This is a genomic window from Acidovorax sp. JMULE5, from assembly GCF_013376875.1.
Classification (GTDB): domain Bacteria; phylum Pseudomonadota; class Gammaproteobacteria; order Burkholderiales; family Burkholderiaceae_C; genus Acidovorax; species Acidovorax facilis.
Genome location: NZ_CP035951.1, coordinates 2567375 through 2589312, shown reverse-complemented (window position 1 = coordinate 2589312; position 21938 = coordinate 2567375). Strand labels below are relative to the sequence as shown.

17 protein-coding genes are annotated in these 21938 nt (G+C 63.8%); 13 read left to right on the top strand and 4 right to left on the bottom strand.

Going from position 1 to position 21938, the window contains the following annotated elements; genetic code table 11:
• The first annotated feature begins 133 nt into the window (after positions 1-133).
• A complete protein-coding gene (locus EXV95_RS11625; protein WP_176886968.1) occupies positions 134-913 on the top strand; it encodes an IclR family transcriptional regulator C-terminal domain-containing protein in 780 nt (259 codons plus the stop codon).
• Positions 914-921: 8 nt separating this feature from the next.
• Here EXV95_RS11625 and EXV95_RS11620 read toward each other — a convergent pair whose 3' ends face one another.
• The 3 genes from EXV95_RS11620 to EXV95_RS11610 form a co-directional block, all read right to left on the bottom strand.
• Positions 922-2673 (bottom strand): alkaline phosphatase, encoded by a 1752-nt coding sequence (locus EXV95_RS11620; RefSeq protein ID WP_176886967.1) that lies wholly within the window; start codon positions 2671-2673, stop codon positions 922-924.
• Positions 2674-2814: 141 nt separating this feature from the next.
• A complete protein-coding gene (hemL, locus tag EXV95_RS11615) occupies positions 2815-4125 on the bottom strand; it encodes a glutamate-1-semialdehyde 2,1-aminomutase (protein WP_176886966.1) in 1311 nt (436 codons plus the stop codon).
• Positions 4109-5068 (bottom strand): bifunctional hydroxymethylpyrimidine kinase/phosphomethylpyrimidine kinase, encoded by a 960-nt coding sequence (locus EXV95_RS11610; protein ID WP_055393365.1) that lies wholly within the window; start codon positions 5066-5068, stop codon positions 4109-4111. The genes hemL and EXV95_RS11610 overlap by 17 nt, the downstream gene beginning before the upstream one ends.
• A gap of 94 nt (positions 5069-5162) precedes the next feature.
• On the opposite strand from EXV95_RS11610, the gene EXV95_RS11605 reads away from it, so the two are divergent.
• From EXV95_RS11605 to EXV95_RS11575, 7 genes are all read left to right on the top strand, one after another.
• The gene (locus EXV95_RS11605; RefSeq protein ID WP_008903269.1) at positions 5163-5336 is read left to right on the top strand and encodes a rubredoxin; all 174 of its coding nucleotides are present in this window, start codon (positions 5163-5165) and stop codon (positions 5334-5336) included.
• Between the two features lie 58 nt (positions 5337-5394).
• Positions 5395-5793, top strand: a complete 399-nt coding sequence (locus EXV95_RS11600; RefSeq protein ID WP_034692846.1) for a PleD family two-component system response regulator — start codon at positions 5395-5397, stop codon at positions 5791-5793.
• Positions 5793-6158, top strand: coding sequence for a PleD family two-component system response regulator (locus EXV95_RS11595; RefSeq protein WP_010459520.1), 366 nt, complete (start codon positions 5793-5795; stop codon positions 6156-6158). The genes EXV95_RS11600 and EXV95_RS11595 overlap by 1 nt, the downstream gene beginning before the upstream one ends.
• A gap of 15 nt (positions 6159-6173) precedes the next feature.
• A complete protein-coding gene (locus EXV95_RS11590) occupies positions 6174-6701 on the top strand; it encodes a chemotaxis protein CheW (protein ID WP_055393363.1) in 528 nt (175 codons plus the stop codon).
• Between the two features lie 21 nt (positions 6702-6722).
• A complete protein-coding gene (locus EXV95_RS11585; RefSeq protein ID WP_176886965.1) occupies positions 6723-9011 on the top strand; it encodes a methyl-accepting chemotaxis protein in 2289 nt (762 codons plus the stop codon).
• 47 nt (positions 9012-9058) lie between these two features.
• On the top strand, positions 9059-15238 hold the full coding sequence (locus EXV95_RS11580) for an Hpt domain-containing protein (RefSeq protein WP_176886964.1): 6180 nt from the start codon (positions 9059-9061) through the stop codon (positions 15236-15238).
• A 112-nt stretch (positions 15239-15350) separates the two neighbouring features.
• Positions 15351-16529 (top strand): PilT/PilU family type 4a pilus ATPase, encoded by a 1179-nt coding sequence (locus EXV95_RS11575; protein WP_176886963.1) that lies wholly within the window; start codon positions 15351-15353, stop codon positions 16527-16529.
• Positions 16530-16538: 9 nt separating this feature from the next.
• Here the strand turns inward: EXV95_RS11575 and EXV95_RS11570 are convergent, their stop codons facing one another.
• Positions 16539-18023 carry a deoxyribodipyrimidine photo-lyase gene (locus tag EXV95_RS11570; protein WP_176886962.1) on the bottom strand — a complete coding sequence of 495 codons (1485 nt, stop codon included), beginning with the start codon at positions 18021-18023 and terminating at the stop codon, positions 16539-16541.
• Between the two features lie 21 nt (positions 18024-18044).
• Between EXV95_RS11570 and EXV95_RS11565 the strand changes: the two genes are divergently transcribed.
• The 5 genes from EXV95_RS11565 to EXV95_RS11545 all read left to right on the top strand — a co-directional run bounded on the left by EXV95_RS11565 (position 18045) and on the right by EXV95_RS11545 (position 21918).
• Entirely contained in the window at positions 18045-18644 is a 600-nt protein-coding gene (locus tag EXV95_RS11565) for a YqgE/AlgH family protein (RefSeq protein ID WP_055393353.1), read from the top strand.
• A complete protein-coding gene (gene ruvX / locus EXV95_RS11560; RefSeq protein WP_176886961.1) occupies positions 18641-19060 on the top strand; it encodes a Holliday junction resolvase RuvX in 420 nt (139 codons plus the stop codon). Before EXV95_RS11565 ends, ruvX begins: the two co-directional genes overlap by 4 nt.
• Entirely contained in the window at positions 19057-19578 is a 522-nt protein-coding gene (pyrR, locus tag EXV95_RS11555) for a bifunctional pyr operon transcriptional regulator/uracil phosphoribosyltransferase PyrR (protein WP_176886960.1), read from the top strand. Before ruvX ends, pyrR begins: the two co-directional genes overlap by 4 nt.
• Positions 19579-19580: 2 nt before the next feature.
• A complete protein-coding gene (locus EXV95_RS11550) occupies positions 19581-20543 on the top strand; it encodes an aspartate carbamoyltransferase catalytic subunit (protein ID WP_008903259.1) in 963 nt (320 codons plus the stop codon).
• Positions 20544-20622: 79 nt separating this feature from the next.
• Positions 20623-21918, top strand: a complete 1296-nt coding sequence (locus EXV95_RS11545; RefSeq protein ID WP_176886959.1) for a dihydroorotase — start codon at positions 20623-20625, stop codon at positions 21916-21918.
• Positions 21919-21938 lie beyond the last annotated feature (20 nt).

Sequence of the window (21938 nt, the reverse complement as noted above, 5' to 3'; positions counted from 1 at the left end):
CAATTGAAGCCCGGTCCACGCCGCTATCGTGCGATTGATGGATCTGATGTGCGATCATCGCGCAATCTTCCATAGCCTCGGCTCACCTCCAGTCTTCGACCAGGCGACCGACCCCAGGCGCCCCAAGCAAACCATGACCACCGTTCCCATCGCCAAGGCAGATTTCATCGAAGGCATGGCCAAGGGCATGGCCGTGCTGGAGAGTTTTGACACCGAGCGCCAGCGGCTCAACGCCACGCTGGCCGCGCAGCGCACGGGCCTCACGCGCGCGGCAGCGCGGCGGCACCTGCTCACGCTGGCGCACCTGGGGTATCTGGAGACGGATGGCAGCTACTTCTGGCTGGCGCCCAAGGTGCTGCGGTTTTCAGGCAGCTACCTGGCCTCAGCCCGGCTGCCGCGTGTGCTGCAGCCCACGCTGAACCGGCTGGCGGCGCAGACGCAGCAATCGTTTTCGGCCGTGGTGCTGGATGGCACCGAGGTGGTGATCGTGGCGCGCAGCGGGGTGTACGGCGCGCCGTCGCGCGTGCTGGCCTATGGCCTGCACCTGGGCGCGCGGCTGCCGGCGCACCCCACGTCCACGGGGCGCGTGCTGCTGGCGGCATTGCCTCCTGCTCAACTCACTGCGTGGCTCAAGGCCTGCTCACTGCACCGCCTCACGCCCCACACCATCACCCAGGTCGGCCCGCTTCGGCAGGTGGTTGCCAAGGTGCGGCGCGATGACTATTGCCTGGCGGTGGAAGAGCACGAGCTGGGCGTGCACGCGCTGGCCGTGCCCCTGCGCAATCTGCAGGGCGACACGGTGGCGGCGCTCAATGTGGTGGCGTCGCCCAAGCAGGTCGACGAGGGCAGTCTGCAGCGCGACCTGCTCCCGCTGCTCCACGAAGCCGCCCGCGAGTTGCGGGGGCTGCTGTAAGCCTGAGCTTATGCCGCGACAATGCGCCCCGTGCCCGCCGCGCCCGCCAGCACTTTCAGGGATTTGTCGGTGCTGGCCGTGTAGTTGCGGCTGGTGATGGTGCTCACGTACACCCAGTCGGCGCGGCACTCCGTGGCGGTGGCAGTCAGCACCATGTAGCCACGGCGCGAGGTATCGCAGTACTTCAGCGGCGCGATGAGCTGCTGCAGCGCACCGGCCAGTGTGGCGGGGTTTTCGTTCGGCAGGTATTCCTCAAACCCCGGCGAAGTGACAGATGAGGTGGCAAATTCCACACCCACGGCATTGCCGCTCATGTCCCGCAGCTCGTTGGCCCAGGCGTTGTGGGTGTCGCCCGACAGCACCACCAGGTTCTTGCCCAGGCTGCGCGAGGTGGCCAGCACCGTCTCGCGTGCCACCTGGTAGCCGTCCCAGGCGTCCAGGTTGTAGGGAATGGAGGGCTGCGCCAGGATGGCCTGCTCGGCCGGTGTGAGGCTGGCGGGCGCTGTCTGCGCGCGTCCCACCAGGGCCGCGTACTGGCTGACGGTGACGCCTGCGCCGGGTTGCAGCGTTTCCATCAGGATGGGCGCGGGAATGTTCATGCGACCCATCAGCACCTGCTGCCCCAGCACCTGCCAGGTAGCGCTGGATGTGGCCATCTGCTGCTGAAGCCACTGTGTCTGCGTGGTGCCCAGCAGCTGGCGACTAGTGCTGCCCACGGCGGCGGTGAACGCGGCGGCGTCAAAGCCGGTGGCGGTGAAAAACTGGCCGTAGTCGAGCTGCTCATCGCGTGCCACCACGCGGGTGTCGAGCATGTGCAGCGCAACCAGGTTGCCGAATGCAAAGCTGCGGTAGATCAGCTCGGGCTGCGCGTTGCGGGTGGGCATCCACTCGTGGTACGCCTGCATGGCCGCGGCTTTGCGCGCGCTGAAGCTGCCTTCGGTGGCGTTCTGGTGGTTTTCTGCGCCGTTGCTCCAGGTGTCGTTGGTGATCTCGTGGTCGTCCCACACGGCGATCATGGGGGCGGCTGCGTGCAGGGCCTGCAGGTCGGAGTCGGTTTTGTATTGGGCGTGGCGCTGGCGGTAGTCGGCAAGGCTCAGGATCTCGTGCGCAGGCTGCGACAGGCGCCCCAACGCGCCTGCGTTGGCCGACGCATATCCACCCCGGGCATATTCATAGACGTAGTCGCCCAGGTGGACGGTGGCATCCAGGTCATTGCGGCGGGCCGCGTCGGCATACACATTGAAGTAGCCGGCGGGATAGTTGGCGCACGAAAACACGGCCAGCTTGACCTGCGCCACGCTGCCGGTGGGCAGGGTGCGCGTGCGGCCGGTGGCGGTGTGGGCTGCGTACGCACGAAAGCGGTAGTAGTACGCAGTGGCCGCCTTGAGCCCGGTGGCATCGACCTTGACGGTGAAGTCCTTGCTGGCCAGCGCCGTGGTCTTGCCTTGGGCAGCGATGGAGGTGAAGTTGCTGTCTGTGGCAAGTTCCCATTCGACAGGGATATCGCTGGTGTGGCCAGCGGGTGGGGTCACCCGTGTCCACAGCATCACGCGGTCGGCCAGCGGGTCGCCGCTGGCGATGCCGTGTGCAAACTGCACTGCAGGCACATCGTCATCGCCGCCGCCGCAGGCCGCCAGCGGCAGGGTGCCCAGCGCGGCTGCAGCCATGCCGAGCTGGCGCACGAAGCGCCGCCGCCCGGCATCGGCCTGCGCAGCGTCGCGGAAAGGGTGGGAGGTAGAGACGAGGGGTTTGTGTGCCATGGCGCGGGTGGTGTGGGGTAAAACACCCGAGCCTGCCCGCATTGCATGACGGCCGCGTGAAGCGAGGGCGCTGCGCCCTCTGCTACACAAAATATCAGTCAAATTGGCCTCTATCGCTTGATGATAAAGCGCTGATAGCTATTATTTTGATAGTTCTCTGAACACTTCACGAGCCGCTGCCACGGTGGAGGCAATGTCGTCGGCGGTGTGGGCGGCGCTGACAAAACCGGCCTCGTACAGCGCAGGTGCAATATAGATACCGCGATCAAGCAGGCCGTGGAACAGCTGGTTGAAACGCGCGCTGTCGGTCTTGAGCACCTGGGCGTAGTTCTGGGGTAGCTCGGGCATCAGGAAGAAGCCGAACATGCCGCCTTCACTGTCGGTGCTGAAGGGTACGCCTTCAGCCGCCGCCGCAGCGGCGAGGCCATCAACCAGGGAGCGTGTGGTGGCCGACAGTGCGTCGAAGAAGCCCGGCTTCTTGATCTCGCGCAGCGTGGCCAGCCCGCAAGCCGTGGCCACCGGGTTACCCGACAGCGTGCCCGCCTGGTACACGGCGCCCAGCGGTGCGAGGTTTTCCATGATGGCGCGCGGGCCACCAAAGGCTGCCAGCGGCATACCACCGCCAATGACCTTGCCCAGCACCGTGATGTCGGGTTTGAAGCCGGGGATGCTCTTGGCGTACACGCTCTGCGCGCTGCCCAGGGCCACACGGAAGCCCGTCATCACCTCATCCAGCACCAGCAGCGCGCCGTATTCGGTGCACAGCTCGCGGCAGCGGCGCATGAAGGGCACACTGGCGCGCACCAGGTTCATATTGCCCGCGATGGGCTCGATCATCACGCAGGCCAGTTCCTTGCCGTGCAGGGCAAAGGCCTCTTCGAGCTGAGCGACATTGTTGTACTCGAGCACCAGGGTGTGCTGCACCACCTCGGGCGGCACGCCCGCGCTGGTGGCGTTGCCAAACGTGGCCAGGCCCGATCCGGCCTTGACCAGCAGCGAATCGGCATGGCCGTGGTAGCAGCCTTCGAACTTGATGAACTTGCTGCGGCCTGTGGCGCCACGGGCCAGGCGGATCGCGCTCATGCCCGCTTCGGTGCCCGAGCTGACGAGGCGGATCATTTCCATCGACGGCACGAGGCTCAGGATTTCTTCGGCCAGCTCCACCTCGCGTTCGGTCGGTGCGCCAAAGCTGAAGCCTTCGAGCGCTGCGCTCTGCACGGCTTCGAGCACAGCGGGGTGGCCGTGGCCCAGGATCATCGGGCCCCAGGAGCCGATGTAGTCGATGAAACGCTGGTCGTTGGCGTCCCAGAAGTAGGCGCCTTTGGCGCGCTTCACAAAACGCGGCGTGCCGCCCACGGCCTTGAAGGCCCGCACGGGCGAGTTCACGCCGCCGGGGATCAGCGCCTTGGCGCGTTCGAACAGGGGGATGTTGAGATCAGTGCTTGGTGTCATGGGGGGGCATCACAAAGCCTTCGAGGGCCTGTGCTTCGTCAATCGGGGGTTCTTCTTCGTCACCATCGGCCTCGTCATCGTCGGGCTGGGCCCAGAACATGCGGTCGGGCACGATGTGCCCCATGCCTGGGCGAAAGCCGGCATCCAGGCAGCGGTCGAGGTAGCCCAGGGCTTCGCTGGTGGCTTCGCCCAGGTCGTTGCCGCTGGCCACCAGGGCCGTGAGGGCCGCCGACAAGGTATCGCCGGCGCCGGAGAAGGTGGCGTCGAACAGTTCGAACTTGCCACTGCCCAGCACGGTCTGGGGGGAGGCCAGCACGTTCTCGACAAACTGCTCGGGCAGGGGAATGCCGGTGACCAGGGTATAGGGCACGCCCATTTCGGAGGCGGCCCGGGCAATGTCGCGGGCTGTGGGGCTGCGGTCGCTGGTCCAGTCGGGCAACAGCCAGCGCCACAGGGTGCTGTGGTTTCCAACCAACACCGAGGTCTGTGGTAACAACAATTCGCGGAAGGCATCCAGGTACTCGTCGATCAGCTCATCGCGCCACCAGGACAGGTTGGGCATGTACGCTATCACCGGGACTTCATCATAGTCTGTGGTTATCTCGGCGATGGTGCTGATGTTCTCCGGACTGCCCACGAAACCGACCTTGATGGCCTGAACCGGCAGGTCTTCCAGCACGGCCCGGGCCTGCTCGGCCACCGCCTCGTCGTCAAAGCTGAAGTGGTCGAAAATCTGCGCCGTGTCGCGGGCATAGGCGCCTGTGACCACGGCAATCGGATGCCCGCCCACGGAGGCAATGGTGGTGATGTCGGCTGTCAGTCCGCCAGCGCCGCTGGGGTCGCTGGCATTGAAGACGAGCACGCATGCAGGGCTTGCGTCCTCCAAACCGTCATCTTCAATATCTATGCTTTCGGGGGGGGGAGGGGATGCTTTGATGGTCATGGACCAGATCCTGCTTGAGGGGTGGCACCGAAGCCGCAGCCCACGGAGATGACTAGATACAATCGTTGCATTCTATGTGAAGGCCCTTTAAGCTGTGATCGACTCTAAAACTTGGATGTGTTTGATTTGCGGTTGGATTTATGACGAAGCAGAGGGTTCACCTGAGCACGGCATTGCACCCAATACACCATGGGATCAGGTTCCGATGAACTGGACCTGCCCCGAGTGTGGGGCCCGCAAGGAAGACTTCGAGATGGTTCAGATTTGAGGCGCACCAGCATCATGTGCTGCTGCGTTGTTTTTTTCTCCATCAGGAGCAGTAACAATTGACTACAACAGGCGCATCTTTCAAAGTGCTCGTGGTGGATGACAGCAACACCATCCGTCGAAGCGCCGAGATTTTTCTCAAGCAGGGGGGGCACGAAGTCTTGTTGGCCGACGACGGCTTTGATGCTTTGGCCAAAGTCAATGATTACCAGCCTCAGCTGATTTTCTGCGACATCCTCATGCCCAAGCTCGACGGGTACCAGACCTGCGCCATCATCAAGCGCAATGCCCGTTTTGCAGATACTCCGGTGGTGATGCTGTCCTCCAAGGATGGTGTATTCGACAAAGCGCGCGGGCGCATGGTCGGCTGCCAGGAATATCTCACCAAACCGTTTACCAAAGACCAGTTGCTGCAAGCCGTGCAGCAATTTGGCAATGCCCAACAAGGAGCGATGTAATGCCCATCCAGAAAGTATTGGTCGTCGACGACTCGAAGACCGAGTTGATGTTTTTGACCGACCTGCTTCAGAAAAAAGGCATGCAGGTACGCACCGCAGAAAATGCCGATGAGGCTTTCCGCCGTCTGGCGGAGGAAAAGCCCGACCTGATCCTCATGGACGTTGTCATGCCCGGCCAAAACGGCTTCCAGCTCACACGTGCTATCACCCGCGACCCGCTGTACGCCGATGTGCCCATCATCATGTGCACCAGCAAGAACCAGGAAACGGATCGCGTCTGGGGGATGCGGCAGGGTGCGCGCGGCTATATCACCAAGCCCGTGGATCCCGCTGAACTGCAGGCCAAAATTGACGCTCTGAACTAAGGCTGCGGCGCGTTCATGGCCAACCGCGAAGCCCTGCGAGAGCTCCAGACCCGACTTGCCAGCCGCCTTCAGGCTGCAAGAACCGAAGGGTCCTCTGTTTCATCCTGGCTGGCTGTCGAGTCGGCCGGGAGTTTTTACTTGCTGCCACTGGGTCAGTCGGGGGAGATCTTTCCCTGGGTCTCGATCCAGGCGGTGCCCTACACCCAGCGGTGGTTTCTGGGTGTGGCCAACCTGCGCGGCGGACTGGTCGGCGTGGTGGATCTGGCAGGCCTTCTGGGTTCAGCCGCTCCGCGCACGGAGCAGGCCTTGTCCGAAGCCAGCCTGCTGGCCTTCAATGCCGCCCTGGAGGTCAATGCAGCGTTGCTGGTGGATCGCCTTGCGGGCCTGCGTGGGACCGATGCATTTGTGTCTTCTGAGCCGCCCGCCGAGGATTCGCCCGCTTTCTTCGGCACCACCTATATCGATTCCAGCGGCACACGCTGGCAGGAGCTGAATTTGCAGATCCTGTCCCAACATCCCGCTTTCCTGAGCATCAGTGCTTGAGTTTTTCTGTAAGGCTGCACCATGTCCGTCGTCAATCAATTTGGAAAACTGTTCAACCGGAAACCTGCCACGCCGGAAGCCGGCGCGACTGCCGGCGCCGCCGACGACGGGCAGGATCTTCTTGCCACGGGTTCGCTGGATGGTGCGCAGCTGCGCGACACCTACCAAGCTGAAGCGATGAACAGCGTGCAGGGCGATCCAGATGGTTATTCGCCGGAACTGGCCGCATCGGACGCAGAGGAAGACCTGATCGCGCTGCCGGTGCTGGGGCGTGCCACGGCCGCCGCTCACCAGCGTCGATTGCTCGCGCTGCTTGGTATCGGTGTGGCGGTTCTTGCGTTGATTGCCTTCTGGGTGCTGCAGCAGGCAGACCGATCGGCTCAGCAGCTTGCGGCTACCGGCCAATCCCTGATGCAATCACAGCGTCTCGCCAAGTCCGTATCTCAGGCCTTGGTGGGTAGTCCCCAGGCCTTCCCGGACGTGGTGGAAAGCTCTGGCGTGCTGGCGCGCAATGTGCGTGCCCTCAACGCGGGTGATGGCGAACTTGGCGTGGAATCCCTGGGCGAGCCCTACAAGCCCGATCTGGACGCTGTGAACCCGCTCATGGAACGTGCCGAGCGCAATGCCAGCGTGGTGATGGGACAGCAGAAGATCCTGACCCAGGTGGGCGACGCTCTGCGCACCATCAACCGCCAGTCCTCGGACCTGCTCGAAATCGCAGAAACTGTGTCTTCCCTGAAGCTGCAGCAGAACGCCCCCGCTGCCGAGATTTCTGCGGCTGGCCAGCTGGTGATGTTGACCCAGCGGATCGGCAAGTCCGCCAACGAATTCCAGACCATGGAAGGTGTGAGCCCTGAAGCGGTGTTCCTGCTGGGCAAGGACTTGAATTCGTTCAAGGAAATCGCCCAAGGCCTGCTGGATGGCAGTCCTGAACTGCGTCTGGCTGCCACCAAGGATGCCCAGACCCGCGAACAGCTGGAAGCTCTGGTGAAGCTCTATGAGCAGACCCGCACCCAGGCCAGCGCCATTCTGGGCAACCTGCAAGGTCTGGTGTCGGCCCGTGAAGCGCAGTCCGCCATCATTGCTGACAGTGAGCCTCTGCGCCGTCAGCTCGAAGGACTGCAAACCAAACTGTCGGCCCAGACGGGTGTGGGCGGCGGCCAACTGGCAGCTCTTGCGCTTGCTGGTTTGTTTGTGATCTTTTGCGGTGTGGGCATTTCTCGTGTTCAGCTGCTTGACAGCCGTGGCCGCCAGGCGGCTGCTGAAATGCAGCAGAAGGACGCCAAGCGCCAGGAGCAAGAAGCCAAGCGCGTCAACGACGCCAACCAGGCTGCCATTTTGCGTTTGATGAACGAACTGCAATCGGTCGCTGAGGGTGATTTGACGCAAGAAGCCACGGTGACGGAAGACATCACGGGCGCCATTGCCGACTCGGTGAACTACACGGTGGAAGAGCTGCGCCAACTGGTGGGCAGCGTGCAGAACACGGCGACCCGCGTGGCACAAACGACGGCTCAGGTGGACAACACCTCCACCGAACTGCTGGCAGCATCGACCGAGCAACTGCGCGAAATTCGCGAAACCGGCCGCTCGGTGCTCGACATGGCGACCCGCATTAACGAGGTGTCCACACAGGCGCAAGAATCCGCCACGGTGGCCCGCCAGTCGCTGCAAGCGGCTGATTCCGGTCTGCAGGCCGTGCAAAACGCCATCGGCGGTATGAACTCCATCCGTGACCAGATCCAGGACACCTCCAAGCGCATCAAGCGACTGGGCGAATCGTCGCAGGAGATCGGTGAAATCACGGAGCTGATCTCTGACATTACCGAGCAGACGAACGTGCTGGCTCTGAACGCAGCCATTCAGGCCGCATCCGCTGGTGAAGCTGGTCGCGGCTTCTCGGTGGTGGCGGAAGAAGTGCAGCGGCTGGCCGAACGTTCCGCTGATGCGACGCGCCAGATTTCTGCGCTGGTGAAGGCCATTCAGACCGACACCCAGGATGCCGTGGCCGCTATGGAGCGTTCCACGCAGGGTGTGGTGGAAGGGGCCCGCCTGTCTGACAGCGCCGGTACCGCACTGACCGAGATTGACCGCGTGTCGCGTCGCCTCGCCGAACTGATTGAGCAGATTTCGTCTTCAACTTCGCGGGAAGCCGTTTTGGCCAACGAAGTGGCCGACAACATCCAGCACATTTTTGCGGTGACCGAGCAGACGGGTGAAGGTACCCGTACCACAGCGCAGCAGGTGCGCGAGCTGTCGCACATGGCTGAGGAACTGCGCCAATCGGTGGCACGGTTCAAGATTGCCTGACGCTGTAGTCATCAACCAGCTGGCTCATAGCAGCCGGGGACGAATCCATGTCATCTATTGATGTCAACAATGCACCGGCCGCGGATGGGACCCAGGGGGATCAGGACCTGGGTCCTTTGGCGTGGGTGCTTGACGAACTGCGCAAATCTCTGGATGGCGCTGTCAAGGCCATGCGCCGTTTTGTGCGAGATGCAGAAGCCGCACGCGAGTCGGATCTTGCAGCGCTGGACGCAGGCCCACTGCGCATCGCTCGCCAGCAGTTGCACCAAGCGTGTGGTGCGCTGGAAATGGTGGGCATGGGCCCTCCAGCTTTGGTCCTGCGCGCCATGGAGTCGGCAGTCCAGAAGTTCGTTCAACGGCCTGAGACCTGCAGCGACGATGCTGCCGCAGTGATTGAGCGTGCGAGCTTTGCGCTGATCGAATACCTGGAAACCGTTCTGGCTGGCAAGGCAGCGTCGCCTGTCGCGTTGTTTCCCCAGTACCGCGATGCCCAGGCCCTGGCAGGGGCAGACCGTGTCCATCCGGCCGATCTGTGGCCCGTGGAACGCCGGTTTCGCGAGCCCGAGGGGGCTGTTGCAGCCACGCCGCTGCCCTACGGGCCTGAGGCGCGCGCTCGCCTGGATGCGGCAGTTCTAAGAATCGTCAAATCCGGCGATCTCAGGGCTTCGTTGAGTTTGCGGGATACCTGCCTGGGATTTGTGGCATCCCAGCAAGACCGCCAGTCCCGCGCTTTCTGGAAGATATGCGCTGGCTTTTTTGAGGCTTTCGGCTCCGGCCTTTTGCCTGCAGACGTCTACGTCAAGCGTGTGGCATCCCGCGTGCTGATGCAGTACTCCACCCTTGCCAAGGGTGACACGACGATTGCAGACCGCTTGGTTCAGGATCTGCTGTTCTTCTGTTCGCAAGCCAAGCCAGCCGAATCCAATGACAGTGCGGCTCCGTCTTTGCAGGCGGTCCGGCAGGCTTTTGCCCTTGATCGGTTCAAGCCGGTGGACTATGAAGCAGCCCGTTTTGGCAGGTTTGATCCTGCCATGCTGGCGCAGGCACGCAAGCGAATAGCTGCTGCCACGGAAACCTGGTCTGCCCTGGCGGGCGGCGACCGCAACAAGCTCAAGCCAGCGGCGGACCAATTCAGTCTGGTATGCGACTCGCTGCGCAAGCTGCACCCCGGTAGCGAAAGCCTCGCTCAGGCGCTGACCCGCGCGCTGGAATCCACCACTCGATCGGGTGAACCTCCCTCGGCCGCGCTGGCCATGGAAGTAGCCACCTCGGTCTTGTATCTGCAAGCAGCCTTTGAAGAGCTGGATGCGGACGGCAATCAGATGGAAATCCGCGCGGGCCGACTGGCAGAGCGCCTGGATGCGGTGGGGGCGGGCGCAGAGCCAGAACCTCTGGAGCAGTGGATGGAGGAGCTGTACCGCAGGGTCAGCGACAACCAGACCATGGGCAGTGTGGTGGACGAATTGCGCTCCACGCTCGGCGAGGCGGAAAAGGCGCTGGACCAGTTCTTCCGCAGCCCGCAGGACACTGCAGTCCTGGCAACCGTACCGGGGCATCTTGCCCAAATGCGCGGCGTGCTGTCGGTGCTGGGGCTGGATCAGGCATCGCTCGCCGTGGTTCGCATGCGCGACATGGTGGAGCGTTTGCTCATCAATGAAGTCCCCGAATCAGACCGCCAAGGCGTGTTCGAGAAACTGGGCAACAGCTTGGGCGCCCTGGGCTTCCTGATCGACATGCTCAGCTACCAGCGCACCATGGCGCGCAAGCTGTTTGTGTATGACGAGGAACTGGGCGAGTTGCGCATTCTCACGGGCAAGAGTCGGCCGCGTGCCTCGGATGCTTTGGAAGAGACTCCTGCCAAGCTGGAGGAGCGGTCGGCCGTTCCCCTGCCTGACGTCGTGCCGCGTTTTCCTGTGCAGGAACCACTTAGCGAGCCGACCGATTTCGGTTCGCTGCCTTCGTTGCCGGACATGCCCGCAGTGGCTGCCGCTGAGCCATTGGCTCCTGTAGAGCCGGATTCGCTGGCCCCTGATATTTCGTTCGATCTGCCCGCTGTGGCAGGCGGCGAGCCGGCGCCCTTGCCCCTGGCTGCGGCAGCGCCCGCACCCGCCCCTGCGCAGGTGCCGGAGATCGAGGACGAATTGCTGGAGGTCTTCCTGGAAGAGGCGCGCGAGGTTGTAGTTAATGGTCTGGCTGCGATCGAGGTGCTGACGGACGATCCGGGCAACCTGAGTGAGCAGACCACGCTGCGGCGTGCCTTCCACACGCTCAAGGGCAGTTCGCGGATGGTGGGGCTGAACGATTTTGGCGAGGCCGCCTGGTCGATGGAGCAGTTGCTCAATGCCTGGCTGGCTGAGCAAAAGCCGATGCACCCTGGCTTGCTGCAGCTTTCTTCCGACGCGTTGCGGGCCTTCAGCCGCTGGGCGGACGACATTGCGGCGGGCCAAGCCTCTGGCTGGCAGCCGGACGCGTTCCGGCAATCTGCGGATGCCATGCGCCTGGACGGAACCCTGTTGCCGCTGGTGGTGCCGTCTGCCGACGGAGAAGCCCCGGTCCTGGCTGAAGTGGCAGTTGAGCCTGAGGTGTTTGTACTGGATGACCTGCCTCCTGAGGTGCCCGCGCCAACGGTTGCAGAAGTTCCGAAGGTCGCGGAAGAAGAGCTGGCGATGCCGGACTTCGAAGCCACCGAAATTTTCGACCATGTGCCCGAACTGCCGGCAGAGGCGATCGCTCCAGCCCCCGAGGTGGCCGAGGAGATCGATTTCTCCGTGTTCGCCGCTGCGCTCAATGAGGCGCCTGCTGCTCCTGAAGCTATCGCCCCCTCTAGTGTCGACTTTGTTCTGGATCTCGAACTCCCAGACCTGGAACCTGTCGCGACCGCTCCTGAGGTGGATGCTCTGTCGCAGGCACCCGTGGTGCCCGACGAACCTGCAGTGGTGGATGGGGCCTTTGTTCTGCCTGTCGAGTCGCTCGATGACATCGAATCCCATGAAGTGCCGAGCGGGACAGAGCCCGAGCCCCTGCTGCTCAGTGCCGATGGGTCGGAATCTGTGGGTCAGGATGTACCGGCCGAAGTCGTAGAAGCCGCAGAGGCTGTGGCCTTTGAGGCTGCCTCTGAAGTGCCGCAGGCCATCGAGGCCGTGCCGCAGGAGCCGGAAGACAGCGCCAGCGATGAAGCGGTGAAGGTCATTGACACCCTGCGCATTGGCATCCCGCTCTATAACGTTTATCTGAATGAGGCCGACGAGTGGTCGCGCCGATTGGTGACCTGCCTGCAGGAATGGTCGCTGGAGCTGCACGAACCTCTGCCCGATATGGCCGTGGCATTGGCGCACTCGTTGGCGGGCAGCTCCGCCACGGTGGGGTTCAATGCCCTGTCAGAGATGGCCAGGGTGCTCGAACACGCGCTTCAACACGTGACGCTGCAGTCTGGCGGCACACAGGAGCAGGCCCAGGCCTTCATGGCAGCGGCGGAAGATATCCGTCGTTTGCTGCACCAGTTTGCAGCAGGTTTCCTCAAGGAGCCAAGTCAGGAGGTGTTGGAGCAGCTGCGCCAGATCCTGCAAACCGAGGTGGACAACACCTTGTCACCGCCTGAAGAGGAGGCTGCAGACGAGTTGTTGTCTGTGCAGGGCCAGACTGCGCCGGTGGAAGCAGAAGTGGCGCAGACACTGCCACCTGTCGAACTCGAGCCGGACCTGCAAGCCATACCGGAGCCTGCAGCCGTTGTGGAGCCCAAAGGGCATGTGGCCCCTGCTTTGTCGGCCGTCATCCACGACCACGATCAGCGTGTTGATGACGCGATCGCCCATGCTGTGGCGCTCGGCTCGGATGTGGATGACGATATCGATGCGATTGACGTTATCGACCCGGATCTGTTCCCGATCTTTGAGGAAGAGGCTGCCGAGCTGTTGCCACAGCTTGGTGGTGCGCTACGCCAATGGGCCTCGCGCCCCGACAACCTTGGTGCCCGCAGTGAAGTGCTGCGTGCGTTGCACACCCTCAAGGGAAGTTCGCGCCTGGCAGGTGCCATGCGCCTCGGTGAGATGGCCCACCGGCTGGAATCCGCCATCGAGCAGCTTGACGCTGAGACGGTGACATCCGATCAAATCGAGCCTTTGCAGGGTAGTTTTGACGGCCTCCAGGCGAACTTTGATGCGCTGCGTGCGATTGGCCAGGGGCCCGCCGATACGGTGGTTTCTCTACCCGTTGAAACACCGCGCAGCCAGCCTGAAGCCTCCGAGGCCCCATCAGCTCCAGTGCCAGCAGCTGTACCCGCGTCTGCCGTGTCCTCTGCTCCAGCGGTGCGCCTGCCTGGTCCTTCGCAGCTCGCGCCTTTGCGTGTTGCTGCTAACCAGTCGGTGCGTGTGCGTGCCCAGTTGCTGGACCGGTTGGTCAATCAGGCGGGTGAGGTGATGATCAGCCGCTCGCGCCTGGATGTGCGGCTGGGTCAGTTCCGCAGCTCGCTGACTGACCTGTCGGGCAATTTGGACCGTCTGCGCCAGCAATTGCGGGACATCGAGCTGCAAGCTGAATCGCAGATGCAGTCGCGCCTGGCCCTGTCGAAGGACTCGGCGGCGGGCTTTGATCCGCTGGAGTTTGACCGCTTTACCCGTGTGCAGGAGCTCACACGCATGATGGCCGAGTCGGTGAACGACGTGGCCACCGTGCAGCGCAACCTGCAGCGCGCGATGGAAGGTGCCGAAGACGACCTGATTGCCCAAGGCCGCCAAGCACGGGAGCTGCAGCGCGACTTGCTGCGCACCCGTATGGTGGAGTTCGAAGGCATTGCTGAACGTCTGTATGCCGTGGTGCGCCAGGCCTCCAAGGAAACCAACAAGCAGATCAAGCTCGACATCACCGGCGGCTCCATTGAGATGGACCGTGGTGTACTGGACCGCATGACCCCCGCGTTCGAGCATCTGTTGCGCAACTGCGTGGCCCATGGCATTGAAGATCCGCAGGTGCGCACGGCCGCAGGCAAGCCTGCATCGGGCACGATCACTGTGGAGTTGCACCACGAAGGCAACGACGTGTCGGTGGAGTTCCGGGATGACGGTGCCGGACTGAACCTGCCCCGTATCCGTGAAAAGGCGTTGGCGCAGGGCATTGTGGCGCCCGATACCGAGTTGAGCGATGCCGAAGCTGCCAACCTGATTTTCATGCCCGGGTTCTCCACGGCTTCCGAGGTGACCGGCTTGGCAGGGCGTGGTATTGGCATGGACGTGGTGCGTGCCGAGATCAATGCACTGGGCGGTCGGATCGAGACCTCGACAGAAGCTGGCAAGGGCGCGGCCTTCCGCATGGTCCTTCCCTTGACCACGGCGGTGACGCAGGTGGTGATGCTGCGCGCGGGTGACCTCGCGATCGGCGTGCCGGCCAACGTGGTCGAGATCGTTCGGCGCACGTCTGCGGCAGACCTGGAGGTTGCATACCGCACGGGCCATTTTGATGACGGCATGGAGCAACTGCCTTTCTTCTGGGCTGGAGCGCTCCTGCAGGCTTCTTCCCGCAGCAACGAGCCTGCTGGAAAGACGCGCCCTGTGGTGATCTTCCGCAGCGCATCGCAGCGCATCGCCATGCACGTGGACGAAGTTCTGGGCAACCAGGAAGTCGTGGTGAAGAACCTGGGTCCGCAACTGTCCCGTTTGCCCGGCTTGGCCGGCATGTCGGTGCTGGCGTCGGGTGCTGTGGTGCTGATCTACAACCCCGTGGCGCTGGCGACGGTGTATGGCGATCAGGTGCGTGCCGCCAGCGCCGGTCTGCCTTCAGTGCTGGAGGCCGATGGCTCTTCGGGTGCGGGCAAGTCGGTCGTCTCGCCCCAATTGGCGGGCCCCAGCCAGGTGCCTCTGGTTCTGGTGGTGGACGATTCGATCACGGTGCGCCGGGTTACGCAGCGTTTGCTGCAGCGCGAAGGCTATCGTGTGGCGCTCGCGGCCGATGGCTTGCAAGCGCTGGAGCGTCTGCAGGAAGAGCGCCCCACCGTTGTGCTGTCCGACATCGAAATGCCACGCATGGACGGGTTCGACCTGGCGCGGAACATCCGTGCAGACGGTGCGCTGCGCGATCTGCCCATCATCATGATCACGTCGCGCATCGCTGAAAAGCACCGCGAGCATGCGATGGAGCTGGGCGTTAACCATTACCTGGGCAAGCCTTACTCCGACGAAGAACTGCTGAGCCTCATTCAGCACTACGCCCGCATCGCGGCAACCGCAGAGGCCTAGACAGCATGCATGTGCACCACAGGTCTGCCTTGAACCGGCGGGCCTGTGGCCTGCCAATATTCCTGTTGGTGCGGGCCTTGGCCACGGCAGCTTCCCTTTGGAGGCGGTCCTGATGGAGCCAACGGCAACTGTTCCTTCTCCGGACCCTCGCCTCCTGGCTTGTCTGGCTGTGGTGGTGCGGGAAAGGGCCTCTGATCTATTCATCATGGCGGGTGCACCACCCACGCTCAAGCGGCAGGGCGTGTTTGTGGCCATGGGGCAGCAGCAGCTGTCCGCCGACGATGTCAAGCAGATGGCGTATTCCATCCTCCGCGAAACGCAGCGGCATGAGTTCGATGCCACCATGGAGTGCGACCTGTCCTTGCAGACCCCGGAGGGCGAGCGGTTTCGTGTGAATGTGCACCGGCAGCGTGGGCAGGTAGGCATGGTGATCCGCCATGTTATTGCCCAGATCCCCAGCCTGGCGGCGCTCGGCCTTCCGCCCGTGCTCCAGCAACTGGCGTTTCTCAAAGGGGGGCTGGTACTCACGGTAGGGTCGGCGGGTTCTGGCAAGACCACCACATTGGCCGCGCTGCTGGACCACCGCAATGCCCACACGGGCGGGCATATCCTGACGGTGGAAGACCCCATCGAATACCTTCATACCCACAAGAAGTCACTCGTGACACAGCGCGAGGTGGGGCTCGATACGCTGTCCTATGACGAGGCCCTGCGTCGCGCGATGCGGGAAGCGCCGAACGTGATCATGATTGGTGAAATCCGCGACCGGGCCACCATGCAGCACGCGCTCCACTATGCCGAGTCCGGCCACCTGTGTGTTTCCACACTGCATGCCAACAATGCGAACCAGGCGGTGCAGCGCATTGTGAATTTCTTCCCCGAAGACGCCCACCGCCAATTGCTCATGGACCTGTCCCTCAACCTGCGCGCTGTCGTAGCGCAGCGCCTGGTGGCGGGGCTCGCGGGTGGCCTGGTGCCTGCCACCGAGATCATGCTGCTCACGCCCTATGTGGCCGAGCTGATCCAGAAGGGGCAGATCGACGAACTCAAGACCGCCATTACCCGCAGCGCAGAGCAAGGCATGTGGAGCTTCGACCAATCCTTGCTGGCCATGGTCGAGTCCGGTGCCATATCGCCCGAAGAAGCGATTGCCAATGCCGATAACCGCACCGATGTGCGGCTGCGCCTTCGGCTGGCGGCGGGGGCGCCGCTGGGTGGTGAGGGCATGCAGATGAGCCCGGATGAGCCCGCTGGGCCCGACAGCGTTCCACCGCCTGCCACCCGCCGGTGAGTGCCGGGATCAGGCCGCAGCAGACTTTACGACCGCATACCGCTCCAGGGTGCGGTGCCGCGCTGCGTCGTGCTCCACCACCGGCAGCGGGTAGGTATCCCCCAGCCGCACTCCCGCATCCTGCAACTCCAGCGGGCGCGCCAGCCAGGGCGCGTGCAACGCCTTGGTAGGCAAACTCGCCAGCTGCGGCAGATAGCGGCGGATGAACTTGCCCTCGGGGTCGAACTTTTCACTCTGGCTCACGGGGTTGAAGATGCGGAAATAGGGCTGGGCATCGCACCCGCTGGAGCTGGCCCACTGCCAGCCACCGTTGTTGGCGGCCAGATCGAAGTCATTGAGGTGCGTGGCGAAATAGGCTTCGCCCCAGCGCCAGTCGATGCCCAGATCCTTGACCAGGAAGCTCGCCACCACCATGCGCAAGCGGTTGTGCATGTAGCCCGTCTGGTTGATCTGCGCCATGGCCGCATCCACCAGCGGGTAGCCCGTGCGCCCCTCACACCAGGCGGCAAACAGGGTGTTGGCCTCGGGGCCTGATTCCCACTGGATCGCGTCATACGCGGGCTTGAAACTGTGGCCCACCACATGGGGATGGTGGTGCAGGATCTGAAAGTAGAAGTCCCGCCAGATCAGCTCGCTGAGCCAGGTGGCGGCGCCCGGGTTGCCTTGCAGCATCAGCCCGTGCGCGGTGCGGGCCAGCAGGCGCGGCGAGATGGTGCCAAAACGCAGGTGCACGCTGAGGTAGCTGGGCCCTTTGACAGCTGGAAAGTTGCGCGTGTCCTCGTACCGCTCGATGCGGCCCAGGAAGTCGTTGAACAGCCGCAGCGCGCCGCTGGCGCCCGTGGGCAGATTGAGCTGCGATAGGGCCGTGGCCTCAAAACCCAGGCGTGCCAGGGTGGGCACCGCCTGGCAGTGCGCCTGCGGGCGCGGTGCCAACCGGTGTGCATGGCGCTCCACGGGGTAGCCGGTGAGTTGAAACGCATCCACCTTCTTGAGCCAGGCGTTCTTGTACGGTGTGAACACGCTGTACGGATTGCCGGTCTGCGTCAGCACCTCGCTGCGTTCCAGAATGGTGTGGTCCTTGAAGGTGTGAAATGCCCTTCCGGCAGCGGCCAACCGTGTGCGCACCAGTCGGTCGCGTTCCAGGGCCTGGGGCTCGTCATCGTGGTTGGCAAACACGGCCTGCACGCCCAGGGCGTTGGCCAGTTCTGGAATGGCATCACTGGCCACTGCATGCAGCACGATGAGGCCACCCTGTTCATGCCCGGAAAGCGTTCGCAGCGTTTCATCCAGCTCCACGAGCGACTCGCGGATGAACTCCACCCGCCGGTCAGCCCGGGGCAGGGCGTCGATGATCTCGCGGTCAAAAACAAAGGCGCAGTGCACCTCCTGGCATTGAGTCAGTGCGCGGTAAAGAGCGGCCTGATCGTTCGCGCGCAGGTCGCGGCGGAACCAGACCAGACCGCTGGGGTACGAGGGCTCGGAGGAGGGGGCCATGTTCACCGTTAAAATTGCCGAATGTCTTTCGATTCTGCGCCCATCAACCTGACGCATCACTTCCTGATTGCGATGCCCGGTCTGGAAGATGAGTCTTTCTCGCGCAGCGTCGTTTACCTGTGCGAGCACAGCGAACGCGGTGCACTCGGCCTCATCATCAACAAGCCTTCGGACATCACCCTCAAAGGCCTTTTTGACAAGGTGGACCTGTCCCTGCGGCGCGAAGATCTCACCCAGGAACCTGTTTTCCAAGGCGGCCCGGTGCAGACCGAACGCGGTTTTGTGTTGCATGAGCCCATGCTCATGGACAAGGCAGAAACCGATGAATCGGCATATGCCTCCACCATGACCATCCCCGGCGGGCTGGAGATGACCACCTCCAAGGACGTGCTCGAAGCGCTGTCCACGGGCGCAGGCCCGCGCCGCGTGCTCATCACGCTGGGGTATTCGTCCTGGGGTGAGGGCCAGCTTGAATCGGAGCTGGCCGAGAACGCCTGGCTCACCGTGGCGGCCGATCTGTCCGTGATCTTCGACACCCCTGTGCCCGAGCGCTACGACCGGGCCCTTTCGCTGCTGGGCCTCAAGGCCTGGATGTTGTCGCCCGAGGCGGGGCACGCATGACCGGCCTGCCCGTTCAGCCCGCCGTTCCTGCGCATTTCCAGACCTTTCTTGCTTTCGATTTTGGCCTCAAGCGCACGGGGGTCGCCACGGGCAACCGCATGTTGCGCAGCGCCACGCCGCAGACCACCATCAAGGCCGAGGGCGACGCCCGTTTTGTGCAGGTGGCGCAGCGCATCAAGGAGTGGCAGCCCGACGCCATCGTGATCGGCGTGCCCTACCACCCTGACGGCGCGAGCCATGAGAACACCGAGCGCGCGCTCAAGTTCGGCCGCCAGCTGCGCGGCCGCTTTGGTTTGCAGGTGTTCGAGGTGGACGAGCGTTACAGCACCACCGAAGCCATCGCAGGTGGCGCCAAGGATGCCGATGCTGCGTCGGCCTGCATCATCCTGGAACAGTTTTTGAGGAGTCTCCCATGACCACCCCCTCCCCCGGAGTGTCCGGCAGCCTGGTGCTTGATGCCGAGGCGCTGTACCGCGAACTGCTGCGCGGAGTGCGCAGCATGCTGACCCCCACCACGCGCCTGGCGGGCATTGCCTCCGGCGGCGCCTGGCTGGCCGAGCGCCTGCAAAAAGACCTGGGCCTCGAAGGGCCCGCAGGAGTGCTGTCGTCGGTGATGCACCGCGACGACTTCGCCCAGCGTGGCCTGTCGGCCAGCGCGCAGACCGCGCTGCCGTTCGATGTGAACGGTGCCGACGTGCTGGTGCTCGACGACGTGCTCTACACCGGCCGCACTATCCGCGCCGTGCTCAACGAACTGTTCGACTATGGCCGCCCCGCCAGCGTGCGCCTGGCCGTGCTGGTGGACCGGGGTGGGCGCGAGCTGCCGGTGCAGGCCGACTTTGCCGCCGCGCGTGTGGCCCTGCCTGCTGCCCAGTCGCTGGCCCTGGCGCGCGACGACAGCGGCACCTTCCAATTCCAAGTCAAAGAGGCCTGACCGTGCTGCACAAGCGCAACCCCCAACTCAACGGCAACGGCGAACTCATCCACCTGCTGTCCATCGAGGGCCTGCCGCGCGACATCGTCACGCACATCCTCGACACGGCGGCCAACTTCGTGAGCGTGAACGACCGCGAAGTGAAGAAGGTGCCTCTCCTGCGAGGCAAGAGCGTGTTCAACCTGTTCTTCGAGAACAGCACGCGCACCCGCACCACCTTCGAGATCGCGGCCAAGCGCCTGTCGGCCGACGTGCTCAACCTCGACATCGCGCGCAGCTCGGCCAGCAAAGGCGAATCGCTGCTCGACACCATCGCCAACCTGTCGGCCATGGCGGCGGATTTGTTCGTGGTGCGGCACAGCGAATCCGGCGCGCCGTACCTCATTGCCCAGCACGTGGCGCCCCATGTGCACGTGATCAACGCAGGCGATGGCCGCCACGCCCACCCCACGCAGGGGCTGCTGGACATGTACACCATCCGCCACTACAAGAAGGATTTCAGCAACCTCACCGTGGCCATCGTGGGCGACGTGCTGCATTCGCGCGTGGCGCGTTCTGACATCCACGGCCTGACCACGCTGGGCTGCGCCGAAGTGCGCGTGGTGGGCCCGCGCACGCTGGTGCCGTCCGACATGGCGCAGATGGGTGTGCGCGTGTGCCACACGCTCGAAGAAGGCATCAAGGATGCCGATGTGGTCATCATGCTGCGCTTGCAGAACGAGCGCATGAGCGGTGCGCTGCTGCCGTCGAGCCAGGAGTATTTCAAGAGCTTCGGCCTCACGCAGGAGAAGCTGCAACTGGCCAAGCCCGACGCCATCGTGATGCACCCCGGCCCCATCAACCGCGGCGTGGAAATCGACTCCGCCGTGGTCGATGGCAAGCAGAGCGTGATCCTGCCGCAGGTGACTTTCGGTATTGCGGTCCGTATGGCTGTCATGTCCATCGTTGCTGGTAACGAGGCATGACGCTTGGAATGAATGCTCCTGTTTTCATAGCTGCTAGCGCTTATCCAATATGCGCTAGCAGCCAATTTGGCTTGAAATCATGAAGATACTGATCCAGAACGGCCGTGTGATCGACCCCGCTTCGGGGCTTGACCAGACCTGCGACATCGCGCTGGCGGCAGGCCGCATCGTGAGCGTCAACCGCGTGCCGCCCGACTTTGCGCCCAACCGCACCATCAATGCTGCTGGCTGCATCGTGTTGCCCGGCCTGGTGGACCTGGCGGCGCGCCTGCGCGAGCCCGGCCACGAACACGAAGGCATGCTCGAATCCGAAATGGCTGCCGCCGTGGCCGGTGGAGTGACCAGCCTGGTCTGCCCGCCCGACACCGACCCCGTGCTCGACGAGCCGGGTCTGGTGGAGATGCTCAAGTTCCGCGCCGAGAAGCTGCACCAGGCGCGCCTGTTCCCGCTGGGCGCGCTCACGCGCAACTTGGCCGGCGAGGTGCTGACCGAGATGGCCGAGCTGACCGAATCTGGCTGCGTGGGCTTTGGCCAGGCCGAGGTACCGCTGGCCAGCACCCAGGTGCTCCAGCGCGCGCTGCAATACGCCGCCACCTTTGGCTACACCGTGTGGCTGCGTCCGCAAGAGATGCACCTGGGTAAGGGCGTGGCTGCCAGCGGCCCGCTGGCCACGCGGCTAGGCCTGTCGGGCGTGCCCGTGGCGGCCGAGACCATTGCGCTGCACACCATTTTTGAACTGCTCAAGACCACCGGCGCCCGTGTGCACCTGTGCCGCATCAGCAGTGCTGCGGGTGTCGAGTTGCTGCGCCGCGCCAAGGCCGAGGGCCTGAAGGTGACGGCCGATGTCAGCATCAACTCGCTGCACCTCACCGACGTGGACATCGGCTTCTTCGACAGCCGTGCGCGCCTGTCGCCCCCGCTGCGCCAGCAGCGCGACCGCGATGCGCTGAACGCCGCGCTGGCCGACGGCACCATCGACGCGCTGGTGTCTGACCACACGCCGGTCGATGAAGACGCCAAGACCTTGCCATTCGCCGAAGCCGAGCCCGGCGCCACGGGGCTGGAGCTGCTGTTGTCGCTCGCGCTCAAGTGGTCGCAGGACAGCGGTGTGCCCCTGCAGCGTGCGCTCGCCACCGTCACGTCCGAACCCGCGCGCGTGCTCGGCAGCGCCCTGGGCACACTGCAGGCCAGCGTGGGCCAGATCGTGGAAGGCGGCGTGGGCGATTTGTGCATTTTGGATCCGCAGGCCGCGTGGACCGTGCAGGACGATGCGCTGCGCAGCCAGGGCAAACACACCCCGTTCTCGGGCTACGAACTGCCTGGCTGTGTGCGCATGACCCTCGTCGGTGGCCAGGTGGCTTTTGACCGGGGTTGAGGTAGTGCGACGCTGCGAGG